This window comes from Acinetobacter sp. BIGb0102, from assembly GCF_003815055.1.
Classification (GTDB): domain Bacteria; phylum Pseudomonadota; class Gammaproteobacteria; order Pseudomonadales; family Moraxellaceae; genus Acinetobacter; species Acinetobacter vivianii.
Genome location: NZ_RKQE01000013.1, coordinates 404693 through 426426 on the forward strand (window position 1 = coordinate 404693; position 21734 = coordinate 426426).

A 21734-nucleotide genomic window follows, 5' to 3' on the forward strand; every position below is an offset into this window, starting at 1 on the left:
TTGCACTAAATCCTCCAGATGCAGACTTTTTTCTCATTCTAAAGATGCTATTGTTATTTGAATAATCGTTCCTCCGTATTTTGATGACGGATATACAGTTCCTAGGAATCTCATTGCATAAAAGGATGCATGCCAATGGTGAAGATTCATTTTAATAGGTCAACTGACGCAAAAAGATGGGGCTTTCGGCTTTCTTGGGAACATCATATTGTCGTCAATTGGACCATGCTTAAAAAAAGCATTTTATTACTGATACTTGCTGCATTAATGAACCTGTTCTGGATCAGTTGGGACATTTTCGTACTCATGAATCCTGTTTATTCAGAATGGGTACATCTCAAGCTGGTCCGTTCACAATTATGGACCAGCCTGATTATGCTGGTGGTTTTGATCCTATTGATTATTCCCTGCCATCTGTTCAGGGAACAACACTGGGCACAGGAAGTCCTCCCGATCCTCAGTGTGCAGGTTTTTACCGCGATGCTATGCCATAACAGCTATCTGGTCGGCAGCTTTAGTCCCGCTACCATGGTGGGCTATGTCAGTGTCGTGGGTGTCGGTCTGGTGCTTTTCGACCGCCGTATGGTGTATTGCGCCCTCATTCCTGCCACGCTGGCTTTATTCTTTTGTAATTACCTAAGCATGGTCGGGATACTCACCTACGCGCCATTATTTAACATGCAACATCTGAATCAGGTCGCCATGCATCCATTTTGGGTAGGCAGCATGATGTTTTTTCTGGTGCCCATCTTGCTGGCCTGTTTATTTCTATTTGAAATCTTACTGACCCAATGGCGTACTCGTGAAATGACCATCCAGATTTTAAGTCGTCTCGATCCTCTGACCAATGTCCTGAACCGGCGCAGTATCGGGAGTTATTTAGAAAGATTGCATCAGCAGCCTGATCAGCAATATTCAATTGTGCTGCTCGACTTAGATCATTTTAAAAATATTAATGATCACTTCGGACATAGCATGGGAGATCAGGTCCTGATTCAAGTCGCCCAATGTCTGGCAACCCATCTCAGAGAGCAGGATATTATTGGGCGCTTTGGTGGGGAGGAGTTTATTTTATTGCTGCCCAATACCAATACAGCTCAAGCACAAAAGGTTGCCGAGCGCTGTCGGCAAGCCGTATCACAATTGCGTTTTATCACCGAACATAAGCAAGAATTCAGTATCAGTGCCAGCTTCGGAATTAGCAGCTCACTCAGTGCCGATGAGCCACATCTGATTATCAGTCAGGCAGATCAGGCTCTGTATGCTGTAAAAGCAGCGGGACGCAATCAGGTAAAAATCTTTACCGATCTGATCACCGATTAGCAAAGTGAAGGCAGTGATTTGCCTTCACTTGAGTCTTAATCAGCCTTTTAAAAATTCTTCCCGATGTTGGCGATAAGGCTCATCAAAAAGCACAAACGTCTGTTCTTGCTTGGCTTCAGCAATCCATTGTTGTACTGAAGGCAAAGCCAATATTTTCTGCATATAGTTTTGGCTAGAAGCCGAGATGGGTAATTTATAACAGTCGAAACGCATCACCACAGGTACGTAAAATGCATCTGCAATACTAAATTCACCACACAAAAAACTGTCATCATCTGGACGTTCTGACCAGATCTGATCAATTCGGGCAACATCAGCACGTAATTGGGCATGCTCTGCCCATAACTGCTTACCAATATGCGTTAGCTCAGCTTCAACATTCATAGGACAAAGATTGCGTAATCCCTGAAAGCTACTGTGCATCTCGGCACTGATACAACGCGCTCTGGCACGCAGGGTTTTATCTTGCGGCCATAAGGCATGTTCAGGATGTTGTTCTGCCAGATATTCACAAATAGCCAGCGTATCCCAAACCACCAGATCACCATCCATAAGTGCAGGCACTTTCCCGGTTGGATTAAGCTTTAGAATTTCTGTTTTAAACTGGCTATCTGCTTCAAAGCTATCAAACTGAATCAGCTGTTCCTGAAATGGAATACCAGCCTGTTTCAATAAGATCCATGGACGCATTGACCAGGTCGAATAATTTTTATTGCCAATCAAGAGCTGATACATATTTATTATTTTCCTTTAAATAAGGCGAGTTGTTGTAATAGCTCGGCTTTCTGGAACGCACCAGTTAAACGTAGCGAGCGGATTTCTTGTTGTTGCTGATCGAGGAATAAATAGGTCGGTGGTCCCAAGATATCCCACTGCGCTAAAAGTGCCTGATGCGATGCATCATAGTGGCTTAAATCCAGTTTAATCAGGTAATAACCCGATAACGCCTGCTGGACTTCGGCATCTTTTAAAATACGATGCTCAATCGGCTGGCAAGCGACACACCAATCTGCATAGACATCGATCACGATACCGCGATCCTTGGGTGCATTGGCGAGAATATGCTGAAATTCATCCGCAGTTTGTGCCACATGCCATTCAGCAAGTTTATCTGCCTGAACCGAGCTGAGACTTTGAATATGCTGGTATTGATTAAAAGCCAATGCGGGAATGACTAAAATCAGCAATATCGCATACAGCCATCGCAACTTGGATTTCTGCCCAAACAGACGATAAACCGCATAGATAATAAATGCCAGACCGAGAATTAAACTCAGGATTTGAATCGCTAATTCTGGCAATAAAGGACGAATAAAATAAAGACTCAAGGCCAGCATTAAGAAGGCAAAAATCACCTTGATCTGATTCATCCAGTCGCCAGCTTTCGGTAAGGCTTTAGCGCCCAATACACTTGCCAAAAGCAAAGGTATGCCCATCCCAAAACCAAGCGTAAAGAGTAATAATGCACCTTGCCATTGACTCTGTGTTTGCGAAATAAATAGCAAAACCCCAGCCAGAGGTGCAGTCATGCATGGCCCTACCAACAGCGCTGAAATCATGCCCATTACACTGGCGCCCACCAGCGTGCCGCCTTTTTGATTGGATTGCATCTGATCCAGTCGATTGACCCAACGCTGTGGCAATTTCAGTTCGAACAGGCCAAACAGATTGAGGGCAAACACCACAAACAATAAGCTAAATGCAATCAATGTGGCGGGTTGCTGTAACCAGCGCTGAAAATTCAAACCTGCTGCGGAAGCAATCAAACCCAGTACCGCATAGACCAGCGCCATACTGACCACAAAGGTCAGCGCAATTGACCATGCTTTAACACCTTTATTGTCACGTACGATCAACGAGGTCAGGATCGGTAACATCGGTAATGAACACGGCGTGAACGCCAACAAAATCCCTAAACCTAAGAATAACAGGATGCTATAAGCAAGCGAATGCTGCTCAAGTGCACTCGACCATTTCTGGTCTTGAGCCATTACACCTGAATTGTCTTGTGAGGGAGATGCTGCGGCTACTTCAGCCTGTACTTCATCACTTGCGGGTTGTTGAGCATTGAATGCGCTAGATGAACGTGCCACGTCCAGAAAGCTTTTTTGGGTATTAGAACTGACATTTTGAGCACTCACCAAACCATCGGCGTCAGTCTGAAATTCAATATTTTGGGGTGGATAGCAAATTCGGTCTTTGGCACAACCCTGCCATGTCACACGATAGTGTTGTGATGCTTGAGTAGGAATACTGAATTCAGCTTGTTGATAATAAACCTGGCTATGGCCATAGTTTTCATCATATTGCTCAACTGCTTTAGGCAAATTTAACGTAACAGGCTGATTGCCCTGCTGTACTTCAAATTTATGCTGATATAAATAGTAATTGGGCTGAATCGACCAATGCAAACGTGCTTGATTCGCTTGCGTCGATTCAACCGTAAATGCAAATGCCTGTTCAGGACTGAGTAAAGGTGCCGATGAATTCTCTTGGGCATAGGTCAATGACCCACATAACAACAATAACGTCCCAAGAAAATAACGCATCAATGCAACACCTTCTCCATCTCGAACAGACATTTTCATTCTCATCTCACTATTTTTCTCCCGAATCTCTCTCCCACTTATGTAGAAGTGAATTTAAGAGAATTCAGGAGCATTATTATTAGAATAAAACCGATACGCCGAAGCCACCGTTATAGCTTTTCTGATTGCCATTGAGATCCACTCCAATGCTAGCGTCCAACTGTGTGCGATTATTCAAGGCATAAACCAGACCTGTGCCGAGGCCATATTCATAATCCTGACTTTCTGCTTTACGGTAAATAAATTCAGAGAAGCCAGATAATTTACCCGCGATCTTATAATCAAGGGTTGGTACAGCTGTGACTGCCCAATCGCTGTTTTGCGCTTCATATCGCATGGTAATAGAAGTACCAATCAGGTCACTAAATTCATAAGCAACAGCTGAGGTTAAGCTATAGATATCATCATGGTTGGTGAACTCATCGTTACCTGTCGCAATGATTGCTTCTGCTAACAAAGCCATTGATAAACGGTCATCTTTTAAATCAATCGCTTTTTTCAAACCAATGCTGACATCACCTAAACCATTGGTTTCTTTTTTCATACCAGCACGCTTGTATTGCTGCCAGACTGGACCTTGCCAACCCAATTGCAATTCAAGGCCATCTGCCAGACCTGTACGCAATAACATATCGCCATTTAAGGTCAGGGTTTTATCTTTTACCCCATCGACATTACCTTCTTGGTAGCTGACGCTCGGTAAGCTTTGTTCCCATGCCAATTTTCCAACAGGTGTAATACCTGTGCCCATGCCCGCTCCAGGACGGTCAAAAGAAAAATCAGCCGCAAAAGCGCTGCTTGCCATCATCGATACGGCAATCACGCTTAAAGTTTGAAAAGTTTTCATCATGTTCCTCTTTCTCTTGTATCGGCTGGGCTTATGCGCCTAGCTCTTTTGACATCTTTGCGCCATGCTGACGTAACAATTCCAGTGTTGCACGTTCTTCTGGCAATGATTCTGACCAGTCAATTTCATCAAATTCACAATCAAAGAATAATTGGCTAATTGAAGATAAAACGGTTAAACCTTCTTCATCACGAGTATTTGGATCTACTTTTTCTTCGAGTAAACGTTGTACCACAGGTACACAAGCCGAACTTGCTGCATCCCAAAGCGGGCCATAAAATTCTTCAGCATCCCATAAGTGTAAATTGGCTTTGGCCTGAATCAGGGCATCTAAAATATCCAGATAAACTTGAAGCGATTGTTGCTTTTCTTCTTCGCTTAATGGCTGACCTGCTTCATACGCTTCACAAATTGTTTCCCACCATGTGAATAAACCATCACAAATCAATGACACAGGTGGCCCTTGTTCAGGATCAATAAAATTCGGGTCGAGTCCTTCAGCAAGTAATGATTGCACTTGGTCTAAATCGAGTTGTTGTATGGCTTGCACCAAGGCCTGCTGTTGCTTATTTAACATGACCAATTCTCACAATATTTTTTAATGAATGTATTATGCCGAATATCCTGACAGGATTTTATAAAACCATCTAAAAAATCATGTAGAAATTTGATACAGGCATAAAAAAAGCCCCAAATGAGGCTTTTTTTATGCGTTTATCTTTACGCTTCGTCATCTACTTTGACGTCTTCATCTGCATCGACATATTCTGGTAAACCACCACGGTGATGATCTTTTTTCTCATATAGATGCTCCAGACTGCGTTTTAATTTATCAATCGCACCATGAATCGAGTTATCAATATTTGTTGCTTTATGTGTCACTGCAACAGGTTTCATTCCTGCTGGACGAGCCTCAATCATACAACGTTTGTCGTGATCGCCCGTTTTATCCCCATTTTCATCACTAATATGAACCGAAAAGTGCGTAATACGCTCGCTATAACGTTGGAATTCCTGTGTAAGTTCTGCACGAACATAACTAATTAAACGTTCACTACCTTGAATGTTTTTATCTGTACGGATTTCAATATTCATAAATATCTTCCTCTCTTTTCTGTGAGACGGTGCTACAAAACTTTCTTATTCAGCACACTTTGAGCATGCGATCATTCAGTGCAGTTGTATATTTTGATTATGTAAATGCTTGTGGTCTCCTCGCTTAGCATCTGTTGATTTTCAGTATGTAAGAAGATCTTCTATAGTTCCAATATCTGTCTTTCGTTAGAAATATGCAAGCTGATTTTTGACATTTTTATTAAAACTTAAACAAAAACTACTTTAACTTTACATGACTTTATTTTTGGCCCGACCTCTACAATTATTTTGTACCTTTGGTCAAATTTGGCTTTATTTTTGCTTAATACCTTGTATGCTTTACACGCCTTTTTGGGGGGAGATTTTTAAATGCAATTGAAGCAACTTGCAGCAACATGTTTATTGGTATCTACAGCAGCTTTCGCTCAGGCGAAGCCAATTTGGCAAGATTTCAGCGTGACTGGTTTGTACGGTGAGAACTATGAAGTTGTTGATGAAAAACAAACAACTGTAACACTCGAATATGCGGCAAAAGTTAAATATGCCGATGTGTTTTTCTTTATGGATCGTATGCGTGGCAGCGATGATAATAAAAGTACATATTTCGAACTCTCTCCACGTTTAAGCTTGGGTGAGATCTCAGGACAAAAACTTGCATTTGGTCCAATCAAAGATGTGCTGATCTCAACAACATGGGAAAGTAACAGCGCTGATGGTAATAATTTTGACAACTTCTTGTATGGGGTGGGTTTTGATCTCGCAGTTCCATATTTCCAATATGCGAATGTGAATTTCTACCGTGCCAACAACGAAAATACGGCTGATGACTATCAAATGACGATTGCCTATGCATTGCCATTTAAAGTATCAAATGAAGATTTCCTTGTAGATGGTTTCCTTGACTGGTCGACAGGCAAAAAAGATCATGCAAGTGAACTGAACTGGACGACACAGTACAAATGGAATGTCGGTAAACACATTTCACCAGATACACGCCTTTATTTAGGTGTTGAGCATTCAGTTTGGAATAACAAGTTCGGTATGAAAAACCGTGACGAAAACAACGTCAGCGCTTTGATTAAATATCACTTCTAAGCTTTTAAAGATGTGAAAAAAAACAGCAAGGAATTCCTTGCTGTTTTTGTTGGTATCATCGAATATAAAGCTGAAATGATCTACCGTTTTATCAACGTCTCATCTTTTGTTTTTGCCTGATTTGATGACCTGTGCCCATGCCCGTAAACCTTCCACTTGCGCCTTATACGCTCGCCCCCCATTTCCAGATTCGCTTTGCGACAGTCGATGATCTAGGCGCGATTCTTGCGATTTACAATGCTGAAATTTTAAATGGAACAGCCAACTGGAATGATCAAGCCGTTTCTTTGGCGGAATATCAGCAACGTTTTCAAGGCATGCAACAGCAACAATTTCCGATGATCGTGGTGGAAGACCTGAATACCCATCAAGTTGCTGGTTATGCCTATTACGCAGCATTTCGTGCTATCAGTGGTTACCGTCAAAGTATCGAGCATTCTGTTTTTATTGATCCAAACTATGCACGTCAGGGACTGGGCAAAGCTCTCATGCAACAACTCATTCATCTCGCCAAACAGCAAAACATGCATATTATGGTCGCTGCCATTGATAGTGAAAATAAAGGTTCTATCGTATTGCATGAACAACTGGGCTTCATTCAAACAGGGTATATGCCACAGGTTGGACAAAAGTTTGGGCAATGGCGTCATCTTGTCTGGATGCAACTGCAACTCACAGAAGCCTAATAAAACATCACTTTTGTAATACGTTTCTTACAGCAATTTTTGATTTAAAATGAAAGATATACTTTATTTCAAAAATAGCCACAATGATTAAAACATCCCAACTCGGCCTATGCCTCACAATCGTACTTGTTTCAAGTGCCAGCTTTGCAGAACTTTCCTTCGAGCAAGAATTGCAACAGGGCTGCGCCAAAGTGAAACAATATGCGCAAGCAGGTAAAAAGTTTTACGATCAAAAACAATATCTCAAAGCAGCCAAACAATTTGAAGACCAAGCCGCATGGGCACATTTCTGTCAGGCCAATGCCGATGAAAGCGGGATTCAGATGAGTGATCGAGACATTGAAATCGCCAATAATAATGTGGGGTTAAGTTATGCCAAACTCGGTAAGCCGCAATGGGCCAGAGTCTGGTTTTTACGTGATAAAGACTCTAAAACCAGCCAATACAACTTAAAACAACTCCCGAAGCCCAAAGTAACTTCTGATTTACAAGGCACTTATGTTCGCGCCAATGGCTTTGGGCAATGGGACTACATCAAGGTCAGCAAAAAACAGAATAAATATGCGATTGCTTTTGATGGCTATTACTTTGGACTGCGCGGTCTGATCTATGGCCCCAATATGGGACAATTTGAAACCAGCATGCCAATCAAGTCAACGCAGGCTAACTATCGCAATGAAGACTGTGTGATTAAGCTTCAATTTGCCAATGATGCAAAACTTGGTCAAAAAATTGAAGTTGAACAAAAAAATGGTGAGTCCTCATGCGGCTTTGGACACAATGTCTATGCAGGCGGAACGTTTTATAAAGTGGAAAACAAATGAATGATCTTTACACCCAAACTCAACAAAAAATTTAAGAAAAAGTATGAGACTCGGAAACGTCATTCACAACCTGCGTGATTTTTGAAAGATATTGTTTCAGCGAAATAATAGAAAAAATCCAAGAATTGAACAGGTTTTGTGAATGACAATGCCTTTGGTTACTTTGGGCGAAACCAAAGTAACTCCAGCCGAAGGCTTATTTAGACATTAGAAGACTTCTTGGTATGACTCCATAAAAATATTCATTTTTAATATCTACTTTTCTAAATAGTAAAATGAGATATGTAGAGATGGATATTAAATCGCTACCAACTCCCGAATCCCCTTCTCAGGCATATCCTCACCCCGCCCTTGCGCAATCACCTGCCCACGTGCCATCACCGTATACGCATCGGCCAACTCTTCAGCAAAGTCATAAAACTGCTCCACCAAAATAATCGCCATCTCGCCCTGATCAGCCAGTTTACGAATCACCCGACCAATATCCTTAATGATTGAGGGCTGAATGCCTTCGGTAGGTTCATCCAAAATCAATACGCTCGGCTCTGAAGCCAAAGCTCGAGCAATGGCAAGCTGCTGTTGCTGACCACCAGATAAATCGCCGCCACGGCGATGCTTCATTTCATCTAATACAGGAAAAATTTCATATAAATGACTTGGCACTTTACGGGTCTTGGCACCCGAAAACTTAGCCATCCCAATTAAAATATTTTCTTCCACGGTCAAGGTCGAAAAGATATCGCGACCTTGCGGTACGTAGGCCAAACCAGCACGCACCCGTTGCTCAGGAGACATTTTGGCAATATCTTTGCCATCGAGCAGGATTTGCCCTGATTTAATCGGCAGAATGCCCATCAGACATTTGAGTAAAGTGGTTTTGCCCACCCCATTACGGCCCAATACCACACTACATTCACCGACAGGCGCGTTAAAAGACACATCACGCAGAATATGACTACCACCATAAAACTGATTAATTTGTTTCACTTCCAGCATGTGTCTCTCCTAACGCCCTAAATATTTTTCAATCACATCTTCATTGGCCTGAACTTCTGCCAATGTGCCTTCTGCCAAGATCGCACCTTGTGCCAACACCGTGACTTTTTCACTGATGGTGTCAATAAAACTCATGTCATGTTCGACCACCACAAGGGTGTGATTTTTTTTCAGTTCAAGGCACAGTTCAGCAGTACGCTCAGTTTCAGCATCGGTCATGCCTGCAACAGGCTCATCCAGCAAAATCAGCTTTGGTCGTTGCATCAACAACATGCCAATTTCCAACCACTGCTTTTGTCCATGCGACAGCAAACCTGCTGGCTTCTGTACAAATTCCTTTAAACGAATTTGTTCCAATGTTTCATCTAAAGCCAACTGTGCTTCTGGGTCTAAACGGGAAAATAAGCTTTTTTGCACTCGTTTATCTCTTGGTGCAGCCAGTAGCAGATTCTCCATCACGCTAAAATTTTCAAATACCGTTGGTTTTTGGAATTTGCGACCAATGCCTGCTTCGGCAATTTGCTCGGTACTCATTTTGGCTAAATCATAGTTTTGCCCAAAAAATGCCGTGCCAGTAGTTGGACGGGTTTTACCTGTAATCACATCCATCAAGGTGGTTTTCCCTGCGCCATTCGGCCCGATGATGCAACGTAACTCACCCTCAGCAATATAAAGCGACAGATCATTCAAAGCCCGAAATGAATCAAACCAAACGCTGACTTTTTCCAGATATAAGGCGATGCCATGACTAAAGTCAGCCCCTTTCGGTTTGGCACGCCCGTATCCTTCACCGAGTTGACCGCCATGTTGAGCAGCGTCAATTAATACATCACTCATTTAGTCACGCTCCTTTTTAAAACGGTCAAATATGCCAATCACACCTTTCGGCAGGAATAAAGTCACCACAATGAAAAGTGCTCCCAAGATCAATAACCATGCTTCTGGTGCAGCCACAGTGAAATAAGTTTTCACGGCATTAATTAGACCTGCTCCAAGAATTGGCCCGATCAAAGTGCCACGTCCACCCGCAGCGACCCACACTGCCATTTCAATCGAATTGACGGGATTCATTTCACTCGGATTAATGATGCCTGCCTGCGGCACATACAACGCGCCAGCAATACCCGCAATCACCGCAGACAAGACCCATGCCGACAGCTTGTACCACAGCGTGCGATAACCCAGATATTGCAAACGATTTTCACTGTCGCGAATGGCTCCCAAGACCCGACCATAAGGACGATTCATCAGTTGTCGTAAGCCAATAAAACACAGCATTAATACCAGGGCAGTGACAAAACACAGCGTGGCACGCATTGATGCAGAGGTGATATCAAAACCGAGAATGGTCTTGAAACCAGTAAAGCCATTATTGCCCCCAAAGCCAGTTTCATTGCGGAAGAATAATAACGCTGCGGCAAAAGTCATGGCTTGGGTAATGATGGAAAAATACACACCTTTGATTTTGGAGCGAAAGGCAAAAAATCCAAAAATAAATGCGATCAAACCTGGGATTAGTACCACCAAGACCAAAGCCCAAGCAAAATGCTCTGTCCCGACCCAATACCACGGCAACTCGGTCCAGCTCAAGAAGCGCATGAAATCAGGCAGCCCATCGCCTGCGGATTGGCGCATCAGATACATGCCAAAAGCATAACCACCCAAGGCAAAATACAAACCATGACCTAAACTCAGAATCCCTGCATAGCCCCACACCAGATCCAGCGCCAAGGCGACCAAAGCCAAACACATGATCTTGCCTATTAAGGTAATCCAATAAGCGGACAGGTAAAATGCAGAGTCAGGAGACAGCAAATGCAACCACGGCAACAGCAACAGTACGCCGAAACAGATTGCAATCGCCACGGCGCTATACGGCTTATCTGCGAACACAGAAGTGATTTTCATTGGCTTACTCCACAAAACGGCCTTTGATGGCAAACAAACCTTGTGGACGCTTTTGGATAAACAAAATCACAAGAACCAAGAGAATAATTTTTGCCAGAACCGCACCTAAACCAATTTCCAGCACCGTTCCACTGATACCCAGTCCAAGTGCTGCAAGTACGGCACCCCATACTTGACCGACACCACCGACAACGACGACAAGGAAAGCATCAATAATGTAATTCTGACCGAGATCAGGCCCGACATTACCCACTTGTGCCAAGGCACAGCCTGCTAGCCCTGCCAAGCCAGAACCGAGACCAAAAGCCATCATGTCAATCCGTGCAGATCGAATGCCAACAGCACGTGCCATTTGACGGTTTTGGGTGACCGCACGAACGAATAGGCCAAAGCGAGTTTTATTCAGTAAGAACACCAACAGCAATAACACAGCAACGGTAAACGCAATAATGGCAATACGGTTATATGGCAGCATCAGGCTTGGTGTAACCGCAATCCCACCACTCAACCAGCTCACATTTGAGACTTCGACATTTTGTGCACCAAAGACCATGCGTACCAATTGCATTAGAATCAGACTCACCCCAAAAGTGGCAAGTAAGGTTTCCAATTGACGGCCATACAGCGGACGAATGACGGTGCGCTCAATCAACATCCCAATCAAGGCACTGACCAGAAAAGCCGCAGGAATCGCAACGATGAGATACCAATCCACCAGTCCAGCAAAATGGGTTTTAAAAAAGCTCTGGATCACGTAAGTGGTATAGGCACCGATCATGATGAGCTCGCCATGCGCCATATTAATCACGCCAAGCAGACCATAAGTGATTGCGAGCCCTAGCGCAGCAAGCAATAAAATGCTGGCAGTACTTAAACCTGAAAATACATGACCCGACCATTCACTGATTTGCAAACGGGTTTTAATTTTATTTTGTGCATCCAGCAGAGCTGCCTTCAATGTAGGATTGGTTTGGGGCTGCTCTAAAGTCTGCGTGATGAGCGCGAATACATCAGGATGATTTGAATCTGCCAATATTTTCACGGCTTCAAGCTTGGTAAACTCATCAGAACTATTAAAATCCAACCGCGCTTTAAGTTGCGCTAAACGGTCTTTGACCTGATCATTTTTTTCATTGACGTAGAGTTGTTTAACGGTCGCCAGATCTAGCTCAGCCAGATTATTTTCTAAAATATCAACCGCGGCTAATCGCTGTGATGCATCATTGGAGTTGAGTTTGACTTTGGCTTGCCCAAAATTCAGTGCCTTACGTAAAGTATTGACCAAAGTCACTTGAGTTAAATCCGCAGGCCACTGTTCCAGTGCTTGCTGTGCAGGGTAGCTGAATAGTTTGTCATCATTTTTCAGCAAATAGGTATTGCCAGCACTATCGGTATACAACTCATTTTGATCGATATACGCCACCAGTTGATCCAGTTGTTCAATACTGGCAGGCCATTGATTGAGCATGGCACGACGTGTGGAAAAATCAGCCTTTACGAAAGTTTGAATGGCATCTTGAGAAGCTGTAGACGTCACAGGTGCTGTGGATGTGACCTCTGCCCATGCTGGAGTAAATATCAGCTGCGCCATGATGCAGAGCAGTGCCAAAACATAATGCTTCGCCATAGAACTCCCCTTATTTTGTGGTTTAAATAGATCAAACAAAAACAGAATGAAAAAGCCTGCTACCAAGACAACAGGCCTGAAGATAATTATTTAGGGATATACGGACTCCAAGGCTCCGCCTTGATGGTTTGCGGTGTTTTGTAGACTACATCGAACTGACCATCACCACGGATTTGTCCAATCATCACAGGCTTATGCAAATGGTGATTACTTTCATCCATTTTGAGGGTATAGCCTGATGGTGCAGCAAAGGTTTGACCTGCCATTGCATCACGGACTTTGTCGACCTCAGTCGTGCCTGCTTTTTCAACCGCCTGCTTCCACATATTGATGCCCACATAAGTCGCTTCCATTGGATCATTGGTCACCACTTTGTCAGCATTTGGCAGTTTGTATTCGACCGCATATTGTTTGAATTTATTCACAAACTCGGTATTTTTAGGATTCTTGACCGACATGAAATAGTTCCATGCGGCTAAATGACCCACCAATGGTTTGGTGTCGATGCCACGTAATTCTTCCTCTCCTACCGAGAAAGCCATCACTGGAATATCGGATGCCTTAATGCCTTGGTTACCCAATTCACGATAGAACGGCACGTTAGAATCACCATTGATAGTCGAGATCACCGCAGTCTTTTTACCAGCAGAGAATTTTTTAATATTGGATACAATGGTTTGATAATTGCTGTGACCAAATGGCGTGTACTCTTCCATGATGTCAGCATCAGCGACGCCTTTAGATTTTAAGAAAGCACGCAGAATTTTATTGGTGGTGCGTGGATAGACGTAATCGGTGCCAAGCAATACAAAGCGCTCAGCTTTACCACCTTCATCTCCCATTAAATATTCAACCGCAGGGATCGCTTGTTGGTTGGGTGCAGCCCCCGTATAGAAGATGTTTTTCGATTGTTCTTGGCCTTCATATTGCACCGGATAGAACAACAAGCCATTCAGTTCTTCGACCACAGGAAGCACAGATTTACGCGAAACCGATGTCCAGCAACCAAAAATAACCGCGACTTTATCTTGAGTAATCAGCTGACGCGCTTTTTCTGCAAACAGTGGCCAATCTGAGGCTGGATCGACAATCACAGGTTCTAATTTTTTACCGAGCACTCCACCATTGGCATTGATTTCATTGATGGTCATCAGAGCGGTATCTTTCAGCGAAGTTTCAGAAATCGCCATCGTGCCTGAAAGCGAATGCAGGATGCCGACTTTAATGGTGTCGCCACTTGTTGCAGGTGCTGTTTTAGCTTCCGTTTTTGTTTGTTCTGTTTTTTCGGCTGGTTTTGAACATCCAACCAGACCAATCCCCATCATGGCTGCCATCAGTACAGACATCGACATTAATTTATTCTGCATCTTTATTCTCCACACCTGAATATTGTGATTTCTACTGGGTGGGGTTATTCAATTTTTATGCCAACACGACAAGCATATGTTTTTATTATGTTTTAATAAATTTCACTGATGATTTTTTTGATCTTGTATACAACATTGCATACAAAAAATACCTCCTGACCTAAAATGATGCAAATTTGTTCAACCAAAATCTCTATACTTTAAACAAAGAAAAAGCCAAGCATTGGCTTGGCTTCAATCTATAGATTTTTTCGGGAATTTAGACGCTAATATCCGCTAAATTACCTTTTTGTTCTAACCAGTGTTTACGGTCAGCTGAACGCTTTTTCGCAAGTAATTTATCCAGCAATCCAGCAGTTAAATGCGCATCATCCAGATCCAGTTGCACCAAACGACGGGTATTCGGGTCCATGGTCGTTTCACGTAACTGACTGGCATTCATCTCACCCAAACCTTTGAATCGGGTAATTTGTGGGTTTTTATTGCCCTTCACTTTCTTCAAAATCGATTCGAGTTCGTCATCGTCCAAGGCGTAATACACATCTTTTCCAATATCAATACGATACAGCGGTGGCATCGCGACAAATAGATGACCTTCCTCAACCAGTGTCGGGAAATGTTTTACGAACAATGCGCACAATAAAGTCGCAATATGCAGACCATCCGAGTCCGCATCGGCAAGGATACAGATTTTGCCATAGCGCAATTCAGACAAATCATCACTGCCCGGATCAACACCAATCGCAATGGCAATGTCATGTACTTCTTGCGAAGCCAAGACTTCATCCGAAGACACTTCCCACGTATTCAGGATTTTTCCGCGAATCGGCATAATCGCTTGGAAATTCTTGTCACGTGCCTGCTTGGCGCTGCCACCCGCAGAGTCACCTTCCACAATAAATAGTTCACTGTCTTCACGGGTTAAACCGACACAATCGGCTAATTTTCCTGGTAAGGCTGGACCTGCAACAATCTTCTTGCGTTCTACTTTTTTCGCCGCTTTGAGACGACGTCCAGCTTTGGCAATCGCCATTTCAGCCAGTTGCGTCGCAATCTCGGCATGCTGGTTTAACCATAAAGCAAATGCATCTTTGGCAATGCTCAGCACAATATTTGATGCTTCGCGGCTGGATAGACGTTCTTTGGTCTGTCCTGAGAATTGCGGTTCCTGAAATTTCAACGATAAAATGAAATTCACGCCATCCCAGACATCTTCCGCAGACAATTTCATATTACGTGGCAATAAATTGCGTAATTCACAGAATTCACGCAGTGCTTCAGTTACACCTGAACGTAAACCATTCACATGCGTTCCGCCTTGTGCGGTTGGAATCAGGTTGACATAACTTTCCTGAATCTGTTCACCACCTTCCACGTTCCAGCAAATCGCAAATTCACACGCTGCACGATCCGCTTGCCCACTACTCACAAAAGCAGGATCAGGTAAAATTTCGCGATCTTGCAGTTCATCCATTAAATAGTCGACCAGACCATTTTCAAACTGCCATTCAATTTTTTCTTTATTGATTTTATCATCATAAATAATTTTCAAACCTGCCGCTAACACAGCTTTGGCTTTTAAATTATGTTTGAGGGCTTTCAGCGCAAATTTAGGACTATCAAAATATTTCGTTTCAGGCCAGAAACGAACGGTTGTCCCTGTCGCCCGCTTTGCCACCTTGCCTTCCAAGACGGCTAATGGCGCAACTGGCTCACCTTGTTCAAAGGCCATTTGATAGAGATTGCCTTGGCGTTGGACAGCAACTTCAACACGGGTCGATAAGGCATTGACCACCGAAATCCCGACCCCATGCAAACCACCTGAGAATTGATAATTATCAGTACTGAATTTGCCACCAGCATGTAACTTGGTCAGAATAATTTCGATACCGCTTTGCCCATATTCAGGATGGATATCGACTGGCATTCCGCGTCCATTATCTTCAACTGACAACGAACCATCTTCATATACGGTCACACAAATCTGGTTGGCATGGCCTGCAAGTGCTTCATCGACTGCATTATCAATCACCTCTTGCGCCAAATGGTTTGGACGCGAGGTATCGGTATACATGCCTGGTCGACGACGAACAGGATCTAAACCAGAAAGAACTTCAAGGGATTGTGCCGTGTATTGTGTCACTTGGTCTGACTTCCTTATTGGAGGGCTGCCGATAAAAATTCGAGTACTAAAGGTAATTTTTCTTCAAAATCATCCATTGCATGATTACCACCAGCGTCAGTTAAAATCAATGAGGATGGATGAACTGCACTATAATAGCGTTGAGCCTGACGATAATCCAAGACTTCATCGCCTTGTTGCAAAAGCACGAGAATTTTATCAGCATGCTTTAACTTCGTGTCAGCAATCGATTGTAATTGCTGCAATTGATCTGTATCAAGTGTCCATGATTCAGTGACTTTGAGCGGGATTTGTTCAATGCCGAATAAATCTTGAAATAATTGCCATGGTTGCATAGCAGGATTAATCAGTACAGCAGGACAGCCATACTTTGCGACAAGGTATGTCGTATAAAAGCCACCAAGACTGCTTCCCACCAAAACCACTTTATCACGTGGTAAACTTTCAATAAGCTGAGAAAGCTGTGCAAGTACCTGATCAGGTGTCCGATTTAAATCAGGTAAATGCACCTGAACATGATCGAGTCCTGCACAATATTGTTGCAATAATTGCCCTTTTATCGACATCGGGCTGCTTCGAAAACCATGTAAATAAATAATTTGCATATGCACCAAAAGAGACAGTGGCTTGACTTATAGTGAAATAAATCACATTATTTTGCTTAATCGTTATGCAAATAACAATATTAAATACAGATAAGCTCAATATTGTCGGACATAAAAAACGATACTGCACTCCGTTCATCAGTATTCTAAAAAAACTACTTATGAAAGATTTAAGATGTAAGCGTTTGTTGTAGTTTATCTAAATAGTATAACGTGAATCACTTCAAACCTTCGGTATATATCAAGGATGGGGAAATCAATATGCCAAGTTTAACACCTCTGCATGAAACCTACTGCAAGTGGGATCGTACGCCCCCGAGTCAGGCAGATGTTCTGGAGGGTTTGGCCCAGCTCGTCAGTACCAGCTTAAGCGGGGTGCACGAATTGGTGCAACTGGTACAAACTGAGGTATTACGGACAACGCTCGGTTTAAGTGCACAAAAAGCCAAGAATTTACAAAAACACCCGCAATTGCAAAAGTTCTACCAGTTTTCCTATGTGGCCTTACAAAAATACGGCAGTCATTTTCTTGCTCCTAATTTACGTCGCATTATCGCCAAATTCCCTATTCTGCATGACAAGCCACTAACGCCAACATTACATTTTGCAGTGGGTGCATTAAACGGCATTTTCGGTGATTTCTTTTTAAAGCAACATAATCCAATGGCATTGCCGATGGTGCTTTACGACCACTATGGGTCTTTGCAGCAAGGAGAACTAACGGGCCGTGTCGTGATCCTGACACATGGTTTATGTATGAACCATCTAACTTGGTCTAACCATCGCTATGGCGGGATTGGGGAACGTCTGCTGGCTCAACGTGACAACAACACCATGTTGTATCTGAATTACAACACAGGACGCCGAATTTCCGCCAATGGCCGTAGTTTTGCCAACACCTTAGAAGATCTGGTCCAGCGTAATCCACGTATTACCAGTATCGACCTGATTGGACACAGTATGGGTGGACTGGTTTCTCGCAGTGCCCTGTTTTATGGCAAGCAGAATCTATATCAATGGGTACATATGGTCGAGAACCTCGTCTGTATCGGCTCGCCACATCATGGTGCAGTACTGGAACGTTTTGGCTTTGTCTTGCAGGATAAACTTGGTGCATTTCCATTTATCAGCCTGATTGGTCAGTTGGTCAATGTACGCAGTAACGGGATTCTAGATCTGCGCCACGGCAGCGTTCGTGATGATGACTGGGAACATAATGATGCACGTATTGGTTTTGCAGATGACAATCGTAAGCCCGCACCATTACCGTCACATATCAATACTTTCCTGATTGCAGGAACTTTAGAATTTGAGAAGCTTCGTAATAAAGCGCTCTCTGTGATTGGTGATTATTTGGTCAGTGTCAAAAGTGCCTTGGGTGAACATCCAAATCCACGTTTTCAACTTAAGCTGCCAGACACACATAAAGCGGTTTTTTATGGGCTGAATCATTTTGAAATTCAGTATCACTCCAGTGTCGCCGAGCAGATTACGCGTTGGTTATATCCTGATGCGAGAGAAAAAGTGGAAGCTGGGGTACAGACACATATGATCAATGTACCAAACAATTATACCTTTGATGATTTAGAAGGCATCGTTGAAACTTAAATAGCAAAGCCTGACTTTATAGTTGGGCTTATCTATTAATGAAATATTTTACTCTTTGAATTGATCGTAAACTCTATATTTAAAAATATTCCGAATTGATGTTTCTTGAAATAAATACCCATTAAGCACGGATACAATATTGCGATCATTTCCTGACTTTGCACAAGATAAATTTACATCTACTGAGTCTTCTACTCTAAAGCCTTCTTTTTTAAGCTTTGCACGATCTATTTCTCTGGAATATGCGAATGAATTACTAGCATTATAAATCATAATAAGATCTGTCCGATTATGCTTCAGATAAGACCAGTAAATATAATAACTCTTATTTTTATATAAAATATGATTATATGTTCCTGTAGACAGCCAGTTTTTATCTTTTAAGTTAAAACCGAGTTCTTTTACTAATTTTTTATTATCTTTATTAAAACTATCTTCCCATATACTAGGACATTCCGTATCTTCTAAAACTTTTACTTGTACAGCAACTTCATTCCAATATTTCTTGCACTGTGCCAATATTTCTTGCACTGTGCCATTCTTTCTGCGTATACATAACCTGTGGTTAATAATAAACTTAAACCCATAATTATCTTTCTAATTTTCATGACTCATATTTCCTTAAAACTCATAAATCCTACTTCCAAATTATATAAAGATCGTCATACCTTATACTCATATCAAAAATTTCATCTAAGAGTTATTGCCAAAATGAAACTCATTTAGATAAATTCCCTAACTTCTATAGCTCTCTCTACAATAATACTAGTTTAATTAAATTTAAAAAAAACCCGAAATATAAATCCTATATTTCGGGTTTTAGGGAAACTAAATAGTTGTCTGTTATTTTTTAACCACACTATAATTTCTAAATAACTGCCATAAGCAGATCAATAAAATTAAGCTAAAATACAATAAAGACCACACTGGAAGTGATTGTCCCAAGAAGGTCCAGTCCACCACCGCACATTCGCCCGAACCCGAAAGTACTTCTTGCAGTACAGTTTTCATTGGTAAGGCATCAACCAGATAATCCAGACCCGGACCACAGCTTGGTACTTTATCTGGTGGTAAACTTTGCAACCAGACATGACGTGCCGCCACGCCAACCGACCAGCCAATCGATAAGGTCGCCAAGAACGCATAAAAACGTTTGAAAGCACTTGAAACAGGATTATGAATAAATGCAACCAGTGCAATTAATCCCATTCCAATCAAGCCAAGGCGCTGGAAAATGCAAAGCGGGCAAGGATCCAAACCTTGCACATGTTCTAAATACAACGCAAATGAGATACCAATGATGCTCGTCAGTACCAACAACGCACTCACTAAGCGGTAATTCCAACGCATGGGAAATCCTCTAAAATATTAGGGTCTGTTGACCTGTTGCTCGTTCAACAGGCCCTAGCGATATTGTGCAAGATATTGTTCAAAACTCATGTCGTTATCTTGTTCAAGTTGCGCCTGTTTTTGCAATGAAGTTTGCGCTAATTGCGCAAAGTATTGTTTGGTTTCTTTACTCAGTGGATGCTGGTCATAGTGATCGACGTGTTGCTGCGCCATCACACTCCCAAAGTTCCAGGTTCCGCCATGTTGTAAGGTATCTGCAATCACATGGGCTGAAAGCGTCTCTTCAACATGGTCCAAACGCTGCTGCATAATCTGGATCGCATCCTGATAAAGATGCGTATCTTCCATTTGATCTAATAAAATCGCGCAACCTTGAATTGCATTTAAATGACGTTGTGCCCAGTCTTTTAACGCAATCGAATTTGAGCCTTCTTCAATCTGTGCATCTCCTGCACGACCACGATTGACCACTTCAAGTTGATTACGATCAATCTGTTCCTGCTCTTCCGCAAACAAATCTGGACTGTCATTCAATAAACAATAGAGCGCTAGACTTTCCAGAAAACCAGCCGAAATCTCGTCAATACCAATCGCGCTATATGGGTTCACATCCACAGCACGCAATTCTACATATCCAACACCACGGTTTTTCAATGCCTGAGATGGTGTTTCACCTGCTTGAGGCACCTGTTTTGGACGAACCAGACTGTAGTATTCATTTTCGATCTGGAGCACATGATCATTGATCTGAATTGGCTCACCCTGCTCATCATTTAAACCTAAATCGGTAAATGCAGGATAAGGGGTATGCACGGCTTTCTGTAATCCATTCAGATAATCATGCAAGTCATTGTAGTGAATCCCCAGTTCTTTCTGTGCCGAGTTCTGATAACCCAAGCGTCCCATCCGCAAGGCGGTCGCTTCTGGTAAATATAAAGTTCCTTTTACCAAAGGCTGCAAATGATGTTCACGACCAGTCAGGAAACAGCGACATACCGATGGACTAGCGCCTAACATATACATGACCAGAGGAATTAAGCGGATAAAATTCCGGATCAAGCCAAAATAACGATGACTACGATAATCTTGCAGGCTGAGCTGTTTTAATTGTTCATCTTGCTCATGCTGCTGTAAGGCAATAAATAACTGGTCAGGGAAAGATAAATTATAGTGAACCCCTGAAATGGTCTGCATACGGCGACCATAACGTACCCCCAAGCCACGGCGGTAAAGCGTTTTAAAACGGCCGATATTGGAAGAACCATATTGAGCCAGTTTAATATTTTCTTCGTTATCATCCAGCATACAAGGCATGGATAAAGGCCACAGTCGTTCGCCTTCTTCCAGTTGCTGATGCACAACACTATGAATATCACTTAATTCATTTAAAGCTGCGGCAATCGTCGTTTGAGGAGTGGTAATAAACTCCATCAAGGCTTCTGAATAATCGGTGGTGATATGTGGATGTGTCAGTGCCGAACCCAAAGCTTCTGGATGATTTTTTTGTGATAAAAATCCATTACTTTGCATACGTAAACTTTCACGCTCAATCCCGCGTAACATCCCTTTTAATAGCGATGCATCTACCCAAGTTGGTATCACAGAGGAAGTAAGTGTGCTGGGTTGATTCATATTATAGGCTCGCTTATTCAAGATCAGCCGACCACATAAA

Annotated in this window: 20 protein-coding genes; 5 read left to right on the plus strand and 15 right to left on the minus strand. The window is 42.6% G+C overall.

From position 1 onward, the window contains the following. Window positions 1-135 precede the first annotated feature (135 nt). On the plus strand, window positions 136-1323 hold the full coding sequence (locus EC846_RS13220) for a GGDEF domain-containing protein (protein ID WP_123775425.1): 1188 nt from the start codon (window positions 136-138) through the stop codon (window positions 1321-1323). 39 nt (window positions 1324-1362) lie between these two features. Here the strand turns inward: EC846_RS13220 and EC846_RS13225 are convergent, their stop codons facing one another. The 5 genes from EC846_RS13225 to EC846_RS13245 all read right to left on the minus strand — a co-directional run bounded on the left by EC846_RS13225 (window position 1363) and on the right by EC846_RS13245 (window position 5853). Further along, window positions 1363-2058 carry a glutathione S-transferase family protein gene (locus EC846_RS13225; protein ID WP_123775426.1) on the minus strand — a complete coding sequence of 232 codons (696 nt, stop codon included), beginning with the start codon at window positions 2056-2058 and terminating at the stop codon, window positions 1363-1365. Between the two features lie 5 nt (window positions 2059-2063). Then, a complete protein-coding gene (gene dsbD / locus EC846_RS13230; RefSeq protein WP_123775427.1) occupies window positions 2064-3911 on the minus strand; it encodes a protein-disulfide reductase DsbD in 1848 nt (615 codons plus the stop codon). 79 nt (window positions 3912-3990) lie between these two features. Continuing rightward, the gene (locus EC846_RS13235; RefSeq protein WP_171410030.1) at window positions 3991-4758 is read right to left on the minus strand and encodes a transporter; all 768 of its coding nucleotides are present in this window, start codon (window positions 4756-4758) and stop codon (window positions 3991-3993) included. 31 nt (window positions 4759-4789) lie between these two features. Further along, window positions 4790-5335, minus strand: a complete 546-nt coding sequence (locus tag EC846_RS13240; RefSeq protein ID WP_123775429.1) for an ankyrin repeat domain-containing protein — start codon at window positions 5333-5335, stop codon at window positions 4790-4792. A gap of 143 nt (window positions 5336-5478) precedes the next feature. Then, on the minus strand, window positions 5479-5853 hold the full coding sequence (locus EC846_RS13245) for an HPF/RaiA family ribosome-associated protein (protein ID WP_004776293.1): 375 nt from the start codon (window positions 5851-5853) through the stop codon (window positions 5479-5481). Between the two features lie 369 nt (window positions 5854-6222). On the opposite strand from EC846_RS13245, the gene EC846_RS13250 reads away from it, so the two are divergent. From EC846_RS13250 to EC846_RS13260, 3 genes are all read left to right on the plus strand, one after another. Beyond that, on the plus strand, window positions 6223-6948 hold the full coding sequence (locus EC846_RS13250; RefSeq protein ID WP_123775430.1) for an outer membrane protein OmpK: 726 nt from the start codon (window positions 6223-6225) through the stop codon (window positions 6946-6948). 137 nt (window positions 6949-7085) lie between these two features. Continuing rightward, complete coding sequence (locus tag EC846_RS13255; protein ID WP_123775431.1) at window positions 7086-7634, plus strand: GNAT family N-acetyltransferase; 549 nt, start codon at window positions 7086-7088, stop codon at window positions 7632-7634. Between the two features lie 83 nt (window positions 7635-7717). Further along, window positions 7718-8458, plus strand: a complete 741-nt coding sequence (locus EC846_RS13260; RefSeq protein WP_123775432.1) for a hypothetical protein — start codon at window positions 7718-7720, stop codon at window positions 8456-8458. Between the two features lie 297 nt (window positions 8459-8755). On the opposite strand, the gene urtE is transcribed toward EC846_RS13260, so the two are convergent. The 7 genes from urtE to EC846_RS13295 form a co-directional block, all read right to left on the minus strand. Continuing rightward, on the minus strand, window positions 8756-9454 hold the full coding sequence (gene urtE, locus EC846_RS13265; protein ID WP_004657106.1) for an urea ABC transporter ATP-binding subunit UrtE: 699 nt from the start codon (window positions 9452-9454) through the stop codon (window positions 8756-8758). Window positions 9455-9463: 9 nt separating this feature from the next. After that, window positions 9464-10291 carry an urea ABC transporter ATP-binding protein UrtD gene (gene urtD, locus EC846_RS13270; RefSeq protein ID WP_123775433.1) on the minus strand — a complete coding sequence of 276 codons (828 nt, stop codon included), beginning with the start codon at window positions 10289-10291 and terminating at the stop codon, window positions 9464-9466. Beyond that, window positions 10292-11362, minus strand: coding sequence for an urea ABC transporter permease subunit UrtC (urtC, locus tag EC846_RS13275; RefSeq protein ID WP_123775434.1), 1071 nt, complete (start codon window positions 11360-11362; stop codon window positions 10292-10294). 4 nt (window positions 11363-11366) lie between these two features. Then, entirely contained in the window at window positions 11367-12989 is a 1623-nt protein-coding gene (gene urtB, locus EC846_RS13280) for an urea ABC transporter permease subunit UrtB (protein ID WP_123775435.1), read from the minus strand. A gap of 86 nt (window positions 12990-13075) precedes the next feature. Beyond that, entirely contained in the window at window positions 13076-14356 is a 1281-nt protein-coding gene (gene urtA, locus EC846_RS13285) for an urea ABC transporter substrate-binding protein (RefSeq protein WP_062847312.1), read from the minus strand. 259 nt (window positions 14357-14615) lie between these two features. Then, window positions 14616-16499 carry a DNA topoisomerase IV subunit B gene (parE, locus tag EC846_RS13290; RefSeq protein WP_123775436.1) on the minus strand — a complete coding sequence of 628 codons (1884 nt, stop codon included), beginning with the start codon at window positions 16497-16499 and terminating at the stop codon, window positions 14616-14618. 14 nt (window positions 16500-16513) lie between these two features. Next, a complete protein-coding gene (locus EC846_RS13295; RefSeq protein ID WP_005260215.1) occupies window positions 16514-17104 on the minus strand; it encodes a YqiA/YcfP family alpha/beta fold hydrolase in 591 nt (196 codons plus the stop codon). A gap of 261 nt (window positions 17105-17365) precedes the next feature. Here EC846_RS13295 and EC846_RS13305 point away from each other — a divergent pair, with 261 nt between their 5' ends. After that, window positions 17366-18712: a hypothetical protein gene (locus EC846_RS13305; RefSeq protein WP_004776311.1), complete on the plus strand. Its 1347-nt coding sequence runs from the start codon at window positions 17366-17368 to the stop codon at window positions 18710-18712. 48 nt (window positions 18713-18760) lie between these two features. On the opposite strand, the gene EC846_RS13310 is transcribed toward EC846_RS13305, so the two are convergent. From EC846_RS13310 to gshA, 3 genes are all read right to left on the minus strand, one after another. Beyond that, the gene (locus tag EC846_RS13310) at window positions 18761-19243 is read right to left on the minus strand and encodes a hypothetical protein (RefSeq protein WP_416332317.1); all 483 of its coding nucleotides are present in this window, start codon (window positions 19241-19243) and stop codon (window positions 18761-18763) included. 312 nt (window positions 19244-19555) lie between these two features. Continuing rightward, window positions 19556-20062 (minus strand): disulfide bond formation protein B, encoded by a 507-nt coding sequence (locus tag EC846_RS13315; RefSeq protein WP_062847316.1) that lies wholly within the window; start codon window positions 20060-20062, stop codon window positions 19556-19558. A gap of 54 nt (window positions 20063-20116) precedes the next feature. Beyond that, the gene (gshA, locus tag EC846_RS13320; protein ID WP_123775438.1) at window positions 20117-21694 is read right to left on the minus strand and encodes a glutamate--cysteine ligase; all 1578 of its coding nucleotides are present in this window, start codon (window positions 21692-21694) and stop codon (window positions 20117-20119) included. Window positions 21695-21734: the final 40 nt, after the last annotated feature.